This window comes from Pseudoalteromonas sp. RWi3, assembly GCF_054960735.1.
The window spans coordinates 381,583-393,818 of record NZ_JBHNYL010000002.1 but is presented as its reverse complement, the minus strand read 5'-3'; the positions used below and the strand labels follow the sequence as shown (position 1 = coordinate 393,818).

The following is a 12,236-nucleotide window of genomic DNA, read 5'->3' as shown; positions in this document are numbered from 1 at the left end:
ATATTGATAAAAGTGAGTGCTTTGGCGTGTTCAGTTAAACCCCTGTACTATCCGTTATTTTGTATGTATGCCAATGCAGTCATTGACTTGTAACTCACATTTGGATGCATAACATGAGTAGGCTCAGGATCGACGATGTCTATCGGTATATCATTACTACGTGCAATGTCCAATGCCATTTGGGTTATGTTGACACTAAACGACGTCCCCATAAATACGATTTTATCAGCATCAAGCATACGTTGTTGCGCCTCACTGATGCGATAAAGCTCCGTGTAGAACTCATCAAATAATAACACATAGGGTTTTAATGATTGGTTGATCACAGGCTGGTGATTTTCAATTTTAAACAACTCAAGCAATGAATCATGCAAACGGCTTTCATCTACGTTATCCCAAGGGGTCGTTTGTTGTATTACCTCATCACCCTGATGATGAAACAACGTCATTTGATCAAGCCGCCCATGAATAGCAATGTAATCTTTATTCCCAGCTTTTCCGTCCAAACCATCAATATTTTGGGTGATTAAGTTTTTATCACTCAGCCAATGATGCACCTCATTAGGGCCATGGTTACGATAAGTCGCAAAACGATGGTAATACCACGCTAAAAATTCACGTGGGTTACTTTGATACATTGCCCGTGTCGCCATCTCCATTGGCGTATAATTTTTACTACCAATAGTCCAAAAACCATCTTCACCACGAAAGGTCGGGATACCACTTGCTGCACTCACCCCTGCCCCTGTAATATACAGTGTATTCATTGTGAATCCCTTACGGTATATGCTGACACAGAATTGATAACCTGTTGGGTGTTGTTCATACCCCCCACGGTGTATAACACACCTTGGTGTTCTAATAGACCGCGGTGATCCATACTGGCGGTGTCCATTGGGGGGAGTATCTCCCAACGATTACCCTTGATATCAAAACGCCATACATGCGCACTTGCAGGCGCAGGCTTACCGTTATATCCCATCCCATTGTAATTATAGGGGTTGGGTGAACCACCCAACATATAAATTAACCCATTAAAGTGCGTAGCCGCCATACGGTAATGGGCGATACCTGTGGGGTGAGGCAGTGTTCGCCAGTCAATTTTAAGCGGATTGGTGTGATCTATCGTGCCTTTTAAACACTGAGCAACTGCTGCAAATGAGCGCCGTTTATCTGGATTAGCCTGTGTTTTTACGCCATCACAAATCACAATTGTATTATCACTGATTGCAGCCGCTTGACCAAACACCGGCTCCCCTAAAAATGGCGAGGCTTGTTGCCACGTATCTGTTTGCGTATCGTAAACCTGTACAAGGTTTACATTACCATCATTATGCCAACCACTAACGAGGTATATATAACGCTGTTTATATTCAAGCGCTACACTATCATCAACAGGCACCGGCATAGAGGCAAGTTGAGTGTAACTGTCGTTTTTTAAATCATAACGATAGACATCTGGGCTGGATATTTCTGTGTGATCACTACTTACCGTATAGCCGCCAAATACATAAGCGTATTCGCCAAGGCCAACAGCGGTGCTGGCTAAACGCCCTTTTGGCTGCAAACTACTAGGCACAGATGATTTTGCCTGCCATTGTTCATCACCCAGCTTTAACGCCCATACTTTGTTATGCACGCTATGGTGACCTTTATTTGCACCTAAACCCATAAAACTTAAAAAGTAAGGCTGTTTATCTACAATAACTTTAGCGACTGCGTTGTTAGCAACAGGCTCTGGCAAGGCTGGTAAACTTGCTAAAGCAAGGGAGATTAATAGGCTCATATAAACCACTCAATAATAAATGTAATTTAAGAATATCACTTTGCATTTGTCGTTCACATATCCTTAAACGATATTTGCTTTAATACACTACCAATCAAACGTGTAGTATTGACATATTACCCGTTCCCGATTTGTGTATGTTTTACTAGAAATCGACAATGCGTAGGATACTTTCCCTACGCTTATTTACACACAAAAACGGAGCATAAAATGGCTAAAGTACTTATGATCACGGGTGACTTTGTAGAAGACTATGAAAACATGGTGCCTTTTCAAGCGTTATTAGCAATGGGACATGATGTTGATGCTGTATGCCCTGATAAAAAAGCCAGTGATACCATAGCAACCTCAATCCATGATTTTGAGGGCGATCAAACTTATACAGAAAAACGTGGTCACAACTTTGCACTCAACGCGACGTTCGCCAATGTAAATGCCGCTGATTACGATGCTTTGTATTTACCTGGTGGCCGTGCCCCTGAATATTTACGTTTAAACCCTGCTGTGATTGAAATCATCCAAGATTTTGCCAAGGCAGACAAACCAATCGCCTCTATTTGCCATGGCCCGCAATTATTAACAGCTGCTGGTGTTATTGAAGGGAAAAAAGTATCTGCTTACCCTGCATGCCAACCTGAAGTAAAAATGGCCGGTGCAGAATATGTTGAACTACCTATGGACGGCGCAATAACCGACGGCCAATTAGTCACTGCGCCTGCATGGCCTGCCCACCCTGCCATGTTAAAGCAATTTGTGGCATTGTTATAAACATAATATCAACGTATAAAGCATCAAGGGGTGAATGAGATGTGCCAACTTTTTATAAATGCTGACAGCCGATTATGGACATGTCGTACCAAATCTTTACGCATTGATGGCGTAGTCACCTCTATTCGTCTCGAAGAGTTCTTTTGGGATATTTTAGCTGAAGTGGCGTTTCGTGACCAAATGACCGTTAATCAAATGATCACCAAACTATACCTTGAATCCCTAGATGCTGACCATGATATTGGCAACTTTACGTCCTTCTTGCGGGTTTGTTGCTCACGCTATTTATCGCTGGTGGCAGATGGCGATATAACGCGTGAGGAAACAGCGGCTCTTAACGATATCGATGCCAAACAGGTTTTACAGCAGGAACAACTTCGAGCAACACTTCGCAAAACACGCTTTGAAGACTCACCTATAAAACCAGCTATAAACTGATCTGAGAACATAAATGTCACACTTATCACTTATTGCCTCGTTAAAAGACCTAGTAGGCGCGCGGCATGTACTAACTTCTGAACGCGCAACAGCCCCGTACCGTAAAGGCTTTAGAGAAGGTCATGGCCCGGCACTTGCAGTTGTAAAGCCTGAGACGTTATTACAGCAATGGCATATTTTGCACGCCTGCGTAGACGCGGGAGTGATTATTATTATGCAAGCTGCTAATACAGGGTTAACGGGTGGCTCTACTCCTACTGAAAACTGCGACCGTAATACAGTGATCATTAACACCACGCGTATTAAAGATATCCAGGTACTGCCCGCACAGCAACAAATTGTCGCATTGCCAGGTGCCAGCTTATTCTCATTAGAAAAAGCACTCGCACCGTTTGGACGAGTACCACATTCAGTCATCGGTTCATCATGTATTGGGGCATCAGTTGTCGGCGGTGTTTGCAATAACTCCGGAGGCGCACTGGTAGAACGAGGTCCAGCCTACACAGAGCTGGCCTTGTATGCACAAATAAACGCCGATGGCACAGTCAGCTTAGTTAACAACCTTGATATTGAGCTTGGCACCACGCCCGAGCAAATACTCACTAACTTACAAAATAAAAATTATACTCAGTCTGATATCAAAACCACCTCAAAACAAGCATCCGACCGCGACTACGCCGATTGGGTAAGAAAAACAGATCAAGATACGCCAGCACGTTTCAACGCAGATCCTAGGCGCTTACATCAAGCCAGTGGCTGTGCAGGTAAACTCGCGGTATTTGCTGTGCGTGTAGACACCTTTGCTAAAAATGAGCTTGAACATACATTTTATTTGGGCACTAACTCCAGCAGCGCATTGCAAGCTGTACGTAAAACAGTACTTGAGCAAGCCACCAGCCTGCCAGTTTATGCTGAGTATTTACATCGTGATATGTTTGAACTTGCTGATGATTATGGCCGCGACACCGTGCTTTTAATCAAGAACTTAGGCACTAACTGGCTGCCCAAATTTTTCAATATAAAACGCCAGTTGGATACAGTTTGCCAAAAACTGCCTTTGTTACCAAAAAACGCCGTCGATAAGCTCGTTTACCGATTTAGCAAGCTATTCCCAAGCCAAACGCCTCAAACACTAAAACAGTATAATACGCAATATCAACATCAATTAATCTTGACCGTTAAAGGCAATGCTTATCAACACACCTTAGCGTTACTTGAGCAAGTACAAAAAGAATATCAGCTCGACTTTTTTCAGTGCAGCGAACAAGAAACTAAAGCAGCCTATTTACTGCGTTTTGCAGCCGCAGGCGCTGCTGTGCAATACGCCAAAATAAATCACCACCAAGTAGAAGATATACTCGCACTGGATATTGCCTTAAAACGTAACGACACCGATTGGTTTGAAAAACTGCCACCTAGCATCACCAATAAGCTCATTAGCAAACTCTATTACGGCCACTTTTTATGCCACGTATTTCATCAAGATTACTTAGTAAAAAAAGGTGAAGACTGCGCAGCAGTTAAAACCGCCCTGCTTGAGCTATTAGAGCAACGCGGCGCTGAATATCCAGCGGAACACAACGTAGGGCATCATTACCATGCAAAACCCGCACTGGCTGATAATTACCGCAATTTAGACCCAACCAACACCTTAAATGCAGGCATCGGCGGTATGTCTAAAAAACGTGATTACGCTGAGTGAGTTTTTGGCAATGAGTCCATGCTTAAAAGCGTACAGTACTCAATAGCTTCAGTACGGTGCACTAAAAGTTAGCCCGTCAACCTGACATATTTCTCTGCCAGTTCATCGATACTTTCGCGATGATTAGGATCAGGTTTAATACAATCAATGGGACATACACTCACGCAAGTCGGCTTGTTGTAGTGGTCAACGCATTCAGTGCATTTCTCTGGGTCTATCTGGTAAATTTTAGCACCCATGTAAATGGCTTCATTTGGGCACTCGGGGTCACACATGTCACAGTTAATGCATTTACTATTTATGAGTAAAGCCATGATTTAATCACTAACCACGGCTTTTTTAAACGGATTGCGGGTATCTTGGTTTTCATCAAGATTACGCATTAAAATGGCGTGTTCTAAATCAATACTTTCTGGCAGTGGTATTTTTACAACGTGGCCTGACCCTTTTGCATCAGTAATTTCCTCGCCTTTTTTGTTTTTCATCGTTTGTAGCGTGAAGTTAAAATTACCAAGCGGTGTCATTAATTCCAGTGAATGCCCCACGCAAAACTTATTTTTTACGTCAATCTGCACTAACCCATCTTCATCTCGGCCAAGCACTTCACCAACAAACTGCTGTTTATCAGAGACCGAGTGGCCGTATTCATAGTTTTGGTAGTCTTGATGGGCGTGGCGCTTTAAAAAGCCTTCCGTGTAACCACGATGTGCCAAGCTTTCAAGTGTTTTAAATAAGTCTGCATCAAACGGCTTACCTGCAACGGCATCGTCAATTGCTTTACGATAAACCTGTGCAGTACGGGCTACGTAATAAAATGACTTAGTACGCCCTTCTATTTTTAAACTGTGCACGCCCATTTTTGTTAATTGTTCAACGTATTGCACGGCGCGTAAATCTTTCGAATTCATGATGTAAGTACCGTGCTCATCCTCAAACGCAGGCATGTACTCACCTGGGCGGCCTTGTTCTTCAAGCATAAATACGTCGTTACTTGGAGTACCCTCCCCTAACGTAGGTATAACTGCTTTAGGGTCAATTTTATGTACCATTTCACCGGTTTCGTTTTCAGTGCCAGGTTTTACGTCGTATTCCCAGCGGCATGCATTGGTGCAAGTGCCTTGGTTAGGGTCGCGTTTATTTATGTAACCTGAGAGCAAGCAGCGCCCTGAATAAGCCATGCATAACGCACCATGCACAAATACTTCTAATTCTGTTTCAGGGCATAATTCACGAATTTCAGCAATTTCTTCAAGTGATAACTCGCGCGATAAAATAACGCGCTCTATGCCTTGCTTTGCCCAAAACTTAACGCTGGCGTAATTAACTGCGTTGGCTTGCACTGATAAATGAATGGGCATATCAGGCCATTTATCTCGCACTAACATAATTAAGCCCGGATCAGACATGATCAAGGCATCTGGCCCCATCGCAATAACCGGTTCAATATCACGTAAATACGATTTCACTTTGGCGTTATGTGGCGCAATATTGGATACCACATAAAACTTTTTACCTTGTGCGTGAGCTTCGTTAATGCCTGTTTTAAGGGTATCGAGATCAAATTCATTATTTCGCACCCGTAAACTGTAACGAGGCTGCCCCGCATACACGGCATCTGCACCGTAGGCGAATGCGTAACGCATATTTTTTAAACTGCCTGCTGGCGATAGCAACTCAGGCACAAAAAGATCTGGGGTAGATGAATTAGGGGTAGAAATAGCTGACGGCATGCGCGCTCCATACATCGAACTGAGTGCAAATCAGTTGCATGAAAATTGAGATTAAATGAAGCGCGAGAGTGTATGGTGTTTAAGGTAGCTTTATGTTGATCAGAATCAACAAAAGCCATTTTTGTCTTAATTTGTTTTTATTATCCCCATACGCTAAATTACATAAAACGTGAAGACATAAATTTATGTTGATTTTACCCGATTTGTTAGACATAATTTGTGTTAATAGTTATGTAGCAATTTAGAGGAATAAGTATGTTTATTTCGGTCTACAGTCCTGATGAAGAGAAATGGACTTAACTCCATCAATATTAAAAAGAAGAGGCTTTGGCCTCTTCTTTTATTACTAGTTGAGGATAAAAATTGAGTATTAAACCAATTTTTCTATTCATACTAACCTTAGCCGCTTTGGTCTTATTTAATCATTCATTCCCAATACCGGCCCCAATTCTAGCGTCTATTATTGCTTCAACTGTTGCTATCCTCGGTTTTACATTACAAAAACAAATATCTAGAGAAAAAAATGCTTTAGATTTTGAAGCTTCTTACAAGCACAATAAAGAGATCGTGAAGGCATTTAGAGCTACTCGGGAACTTCGATTAGCAAAAAACCTACCCATAAGTAAATATATTCATCATTCAGATAACTTAGACTTGCTGTTGAATGAATGGGAAAGTGTAGCTAATGGTATATTAGCCAAAACATTTGATGAAAAACTTCTGTATCGGGCGTATGGTTCAACTGTAGTGATTATGTATGAATCATTTCAGCCTTATATTATTTATTCACAACAAGAAAACCCCAAGTATTTCTTGATGTTTACTCGTTTAGCGATCAAATGGAAAATTCAACGATTAAAAGAAAAAGCAATTCAATCTAGCCTGTTACAAACTAGTTTACGTGAATTGCATACAACAGCAACCAATTTAGACTTGATCCTTGATAAAAGCTCACCTCATAATTCTTGCAAACAACAAAAAATCAAAGAATTATCTCAAAGGGAAAAAGAGCTAATAAATACGACTAAAAATCTAACATAGGTTCTGTGAATAAATACGAACCCAAACAAAGCATCAGTTGAAATTAATCAGTCACTAAACTGAAATCAAGCTAGTTTTTAATAAAACTAGGATTTCTTGCCTAAAACGCGTATAATTCGCGCCCGTTAATATTCACACTTTTACTTAAAAATTATTGGAGCATAAAGATGGCTTTAGAGCGTACTTTCTCAATCGTAAAACCTGATGCAGTAGCTAAAAACCACATTGGCGCTATCTACAACCGTTTCGAAACTGCTGGCCTTAAAATCGTTGCAGCTAAAATGGTTCACCTTTCACAAGAGAAAGCTGAAGGTTTCTATGCTGAGCACAGCGAGCGTCCTTTCTTTGGTGCTTTAGTTTCTTTCATGACATCTGGCCCAGTAATGGTTACCGTTCTTGAAGGCGAAAACGCTGTTCTTAAAAACCGCGAAATCATGGGTGCTACTAACCCTGCTGAAGCACTAGCTGGTACTTTACGTGCAGACTACGCTGATAGCATCGACGAAAATGCTGTTCACGGTTCTGACGCTGTTGAATCTGCTGCTCGCGAAATCGCTTACTTCTTCGCTGACGAAGAGCTTTGCCCACGTACTCGTTAATTCGAACGCGCTGTGCAAAATAAAAAGGGCTTTCGGGCCCTTTTTTAGTGATTAGCTAAGCAATTTAAAATGTTTAGCTAATGACTAAACTGGTCGAATTGTGTACAATTCATCCCCGTAAATTTTATCACCACCGTCACTGATTGAGGTTGTTTCATGACCGAGCAAAAAAAGATTAACTTATTAGATTTAAACCGAGATGCAATGCGCGAGTTATTTGTGTCATTCGGTGAAAAGCCATTTCGTGGCGATCAGGTGATGAAATGGATTTATCATTTTGGCGTTGATAACTTTGACGACATGAGCAACGTAAACAAAAAGCTAAAAGAAAAGCTAAAAAACGAATGTGAAATCGTCGCGCCTGAGATCTCAGTACGCCAACAAGCAAGTGACGGAACTATTAAGTACGCTTTAGTACTTGAAGGCGGTCAAGAGGTTGAAGCTGTTTGGATCCCAGAAAAAGAGCGTGCAACGTTGTGTGTATCATCACAAGTTGGCTGCGCCCTTGAATGTACTTTTTGTTCAACAGCTCAACAGGGCTTTAACCGTAACCTAAAAGTGTCAGAAATCATCGGTCAAGTTTGGCGCGTTGCCAAGGATATCGGCCTTGATGGCAATAGTGAAAAGCGCCCAGTCACTAACGTGGTAATGATGGGCATGGGTGAACCATTACTCAACGTTAAAAACGTAGTTCCAGCAATGGAACTAATGATGGACGATTGGGGTTTTGGTTTATCTAAACGCCGCGTAACGTTAAGTACCTCAGGAGTAGTACCTGCACTTGATTTGTTAAAAGAAAAAATCGACGTTGCTTTAGCTATTTCGCTTCATGCGCCAGATAACGCACTGCGTGATATTTTAGTACCAATTAATAAAAAGTACCCAATTGAAGAGTTTTTAGCTGCCTGTCGTCGTTACATTGATGGCTCTAAAGCCAACAAAGACGTTACTATTGAATACGTTATGCTTAATGGCGTGAACGACAGCACTGATCAAGCGCACGCACTGGTTAAAACGCTTAAGGGCACACCATCTAAAGTAAACTTAATTCCATTCAACCCTTTCCCAGGTAATGAATACACCCGTTCAAGCAACAGTCGTATAGACCGTTTTTCTAAGGTGTTACAAGCTGGCGGCATTACATGTATTGTACGCCGTACTCGAGGGGACGATATCGATGCTGCTTGTGGTCAATTAGCGGGTGATGTGGTTGACCGTACTAAGCGTATGGCGAAAAAGAAAATGCGTGATGAAAACGCAATTTCGGTCAATATCCAGCAAGCCTAACGGCTCAAGCCCTAAAGTACTTGTGTTTAAACATTAAAATTTGAAAAAGTTGATGCAACACAAGTGCTTTTCGGTAAGATAGGCTGATATGGATAATAATAAGAGATAAGGTAATGCGATCTTTACTTGCTTTAGCGGCCAGTGTCATTGTGCTAAGTGGCTGTGTGACTGAAAACAGTTACGAAGGCAATGATAAACCCGTTGTCGAGAACACCATCAATAATACTGGCGCAGCGCGCACACGTATTGCACTTGCATTAGAATACCTCAATACCGGCAACAGCTCTCAGGCCAAGTATAACTTAGAACGCGCAGCCTCATTTGCGCCAGACTTGCCTGAAGTACACTACTCGTTTGCTTATTATTATCAACAAGTCGGTGAAGACAGCCTAGCAGATGACGCCTATCAAAAAGCGCTAAAAATTAATCCTAATGATCCAAATACTCGTAATAACTATGGAGTGTTTTTATGTGGTATTAATGAATACGATCGCGCAACTGAACAATTTATAAAAGCCATTGAAATCCCAAGTTATATCCGTGTTGCAGAAAGTTATGAAAACTTGGCCTTATGTGCAATTGAATTTAACGACTTTGAACAAGCTGAGAAGTACTTTCTTTCTGCAATCAAGCACAGCTCGATGCGCGCATCCTCAATTATTAGCTTGTCTGCGCTGTATTACGCAAAAAGTGATTTACATAAAGCACAAGAATTACTCACTCGATATGAAAAATCAGGTCAAGTCTCGCCACGCTCACTACTTTTGAATTATTTAATTGATCAACGTATGGGCCATATAGAAAAAGCCCAGGCCACCGCTGCAACCATATTACAAACGTACCCTGTGTCAAATGAAGCCGTTTTAATTCGCGAACAACGCTTAAAACAAAGTGAATTTGAAATTCTACGATTTAAATATCGCCAAGCAAAACTTGATGAGTTTAAGTCTGAAAATTCAACTGTTATGGTGAATGCAAACCCGAAAATGCGCATTGTAAAAAAGAAAAAGGCGCCTCAATTTGCAGCAGCAAAAGTAGAGCTTGCAACTGAGTCGACAAAAGCTACACAAAATGACTCATCTACTCGCACAGCAGAAGACGCCAGCGCTTCAGTTACCAAAATACAATCAAACAGTGAAGAACCACAAAAACCGCAAACAAATGAAGCAACCTTGATCCCTGCAAGTATTCATATCGATGACACGCCAATTGATACTAACGCGGTAATAGGTGCATTAACCGCTGTAGCAACCACAGCTCCCTTGTCTTCTCAAGAAAGCGAGCCTGTTCTTGCAAAAACAAACTCTAATGCACAAGCCGTTTTTTCTGCGCTATCGGTGGCAAATTTAAATAATGAAAAGCAGGCCCCAACACCTGCCTCTGATGGTTTTTTTACGTCAAATGTAGAAACGTTAGGCGTGTCTGCTTCTACGCCTGCAAAACCCAGAGTAGCTAAACCAACTCGCACCGCAAACGAGCCAAAAGATGGGGTTAAAATTGTTTCATTTGGTGCACCAAAAACCGAACAAATGCTAAGTGCACAAACGGATGTCAAGACAACGCAACCGAGGCAAAATGATGCTCAATCAGTAGGTGAGCAAGTTGAGTTTTATCAACCAGTAAAAAATGCAGCTGTGTTTGCATCACGAAATAACCGCCAAGCTACAGTACAATTTAATACAATTGACCCGATTGACGAAGCACCACTGTTAAACTCACGGTTATCACCTCCTGCTATTCCGTTTCATATTTTACAGGCCGGTGAAAACCTATTTAGCATTTCAGTACGATACAATGTTAGACTACAAAAATTACTCCAATGGAATGGGTTAAGAGAATCTGATCGACTGGTCAATGGAACTAAAATTTACCTTAATAACCCCAATATATTTTATAAAATAAACGCAGGCGATACTTTGTATAGTATTGCCACAGAGCGTCGCTTGTTAATTGATCAGTTAATGCGATGGAATAAATTAAGCCCAGATATTGCTCTCAAACCTGGGCATAGACTCTTACTAGTGGATCCCGAATCATACGCATTATGAATGATGAAAATACAGAATCAACTCAACCAAGCTTAGGCCAAACATTAAAAACAGGCCGTGAAGCGGCAGGTGTTAGCCTTGAACAATTGGCTGAAAAATTAAAACTATCGGTGTTGCAGTTACAGCATTTAGAGAATGACGAACACCACTTACTCGGCCCTGCAACTTTTGTAAAAGGGTATGCTAAATGTTATTGCCGCGAGTTTAATTTAGACAGCGCAGCCGTAATGGCATTATTTCCTGAAAGCCAGGAGACCATAAAAAAATCGAATATGCAGAGCTTCTCAAAGCGCACTGAAAAAGAAGCACATGACAGTCGATTAATGCTTGTCAGTTATATTATTTTAGCTATAGCAATTGGCTCATCAGCATTGTGGTGGTGGCAAAATTCAACCCCATTAAACCAACAAACTGTAACCAAGCCATTGATTGATTTGAGCGTAAGCGACATAACGCAACCAGAGCCTCAACAAGTTAACACTGACGAAGCAGAATCAATTCAACCTGAGCTTGAATACAAAGCTCCTGAACAGCCAACAAAAGTGCTTGAACAGCCAGTTACTGAGCCAGCGCAACAAGAACAAAATGGCTTAAGTACGGTTGTAATGTTGTTTAACGAAGATAGCTGGGTAGAAATACATGACGGTGAAGGCGAAAAAGTCGCTTTTGGCGTAAAAAAAGCAGGCTATGAAATGACCGTAACAGGCACGCCTCCTTTTTCAGTGGTATTAGGAAAACACCAAGTAGTTGAAATTACACTCAATGGTGAAGCCATCGATATTTCGAACTTTCCTAAGAATCGTTTAGCCAAATTTAATTTACCATTAGCAGAGTAGT

12 protein-coding genes are annotated in these 12,236 nt (G+C 41.5%); 8 read left to right on the top strand and 4 right to left on the bottom strand.

All coding sequences use genetic code 11. The annotated features are described in order from the left end of the window. Positions 1-47 precede the first annotated feature (47 nt). Together ACFI4Z_RS05285 and ACFI4Z_RS05280 are read right to left on the bottom strand one after the other, a co-directional pair. Positions 48-767, bottom strand: coding sequence for an SIR2 family NAD-dependent protein deacylase (locus ACFI4Z_RS05285; protein ID WP_058561528.1), 720 nt, complete (start codon positions 765-767; stop codon positions 48-50). Next, entirely contained in the window at positions 764-1,786 is a 1,023-nt protein-coding gene (locus ACFI4Z_RS05280; RefSeq protein WP_462669654.1) for a Kelch repeat-containing protein, read from the bottom strand. Before ACFI4Z_RS05280 ends, ACFI4Z_RS05285 begins: the two co-directional genes overlap by 4 nt. Before the next feature lie 210 nt (positions 1,787-1,996). Here ACFI4Z_RS05280 and ACFI4Z_RS05275 point away from each other — a divergent pair, with 210 nt between their 5' ends. From ACFI4Z_RS05275 to dld, 3 genes are read left to right on the top strand one after another with little or no spacing between them, the layout of a single operon-like run. Then, complete coding sequence (locus ACFI4Z_RS05275) at positions 1,997-2,554, top strand: DJ-1/PfpI family protein (RefSeq protein ID WP_462669653.1); 558 nt, start codon at positions 1,997-1,999, stop codon at positions 2,552-2,554. 39 nt (positions 2,555-2,593) lie between these two features. Further along, positions 2,594-2,992, top strand: a complete 399-nt coding sequence (locus tag ACFI4Z_RS05270; protein ID WP_394189124.1) for a ribbon-helix-helix domain-containing protein — start codon at positions 2,594-2,596, stop codon at positions 2,990-2,992. A 13-nt stretch (positions 2,993-3,005) separates the two neighbouring features. Next, a complete protein-coding gene (dld, locus tag ACFI4Z_RS05265) occupies positions 3,006-4,694 on the top strand; it encodes a D-lactate dehydrogenase (RefSeq protein ID WP_462669652.1) in 1,689 nt (562 codons plus the stop codon). 68 nt (positions 4,695-4,762) lie between these two features. Here the strand turns inward: dld and ACFI4Z_RS05260 are convergent, their stop codons facing one another. Together ACFI4Z_RS05260 and trhP are read right to left on the bottom strand one after the other, a co-directional pair. Beyond that, positions 4,763-5,008 (bottom strand): YfhL family 4Fe-4S dicluster ferredoxin, encoded by a 246-nt coding sequence (locus ACFI4Z_RS05260; RefSeq protein ID WP_462669651.1) that lies wholly within the window; start codon positions 5,006-5,008, stop codon positions 4,763-4,765. Positions 5,009-5,011: 3 nt separating this feature from the next. Further along, entirely contained in the window at positions 5,012-6,412 is a 1,401-nt protein-coding gene (gene trhP / locus ACFI4Z_RS05255; protein WP_462669756.1) for a prephenate-dependent tRNA uridine(34) hydroxylase TrhP, read from the bottom strand. 375 nt (positions 6,413-6,787) lie between these two features. On the opposite strand from trhP, the gene ACFI4Z_RS05250 reads away from it, so the two are divergent. The 5 genes from ACFI4Z_RS05250 (at position 6,788) to ACFI4Z_RS05230 (ending at position 12,235) form a co-directional block, all read left to right on the top strand. After that, positions 6,788-7,465 (top strand): DUF4760 domain-containing protein, encoded by a 678-nt coding sequence (locus tag ACFI4Z_RS05250; protein ID WP_462669650.1) that lies wholly within the window; start codon positions 6,788-6,790, stop codon positions 7,463-7,465. Between the two features lie 167 nt (positions 7,466-7,632). Then, positions 7,633-8,064 carry a nucleoside-diphosphate kinase gene (gene ndk / locus ACFI4Z_RS05245; protein WP_008111339.1) on the top strand — a complete coding sequence of 144 codons (432 nt, stop codon included), beginning with the start codon at positions 7,633-7,635 and terminating at the stop codon, positions 8,062-8,064. A gap of 156 nt (positions 8,065-8,220) precedes the next feature. After that, positions 8,221-9,351, top strand: a complete 1,131-nt coding sequence (rlmN, locus tag ACFI4Z_RS05240) for a dual-specificity RNA methyltransferase RlmN (RefSeq protein ID WP_462669649.1) — start codon at positions 8,221-8,223, stop codon at positions 9,349-9,351. 113 nt (positions 9,352-9,464) lie between these two features. After that, positions 9,465-11,399: a type IV pilus biogenesis/stability protein PilW gene (pilW, locus tag ACFI4Z_RS05235; RefSeq protein ID WP_462669648.1), complete on the top strand. Its 1,935-nt coding sequence runs from the start codon at positions 9,465-9,467 to the stop codon at positions 11,397-11,399. Then, positions 11,396-12,235, top strand: a complete 840-nt coding sequence (locus ACFI4Z_RS05230) for a RodZ domain-containing protein (RefSeq protein ID WP_462669647.1) — start codon at positions 11,396-11,398, stop codon at positions 12,233-12,235. The genes pilW and ACFI4Z_RS05230 overlap by 4 nt, the downstream gene beginning before the upstream one ends. The last annotated feature ends 1 nt before the right edge of the window (position 12,236 follow it).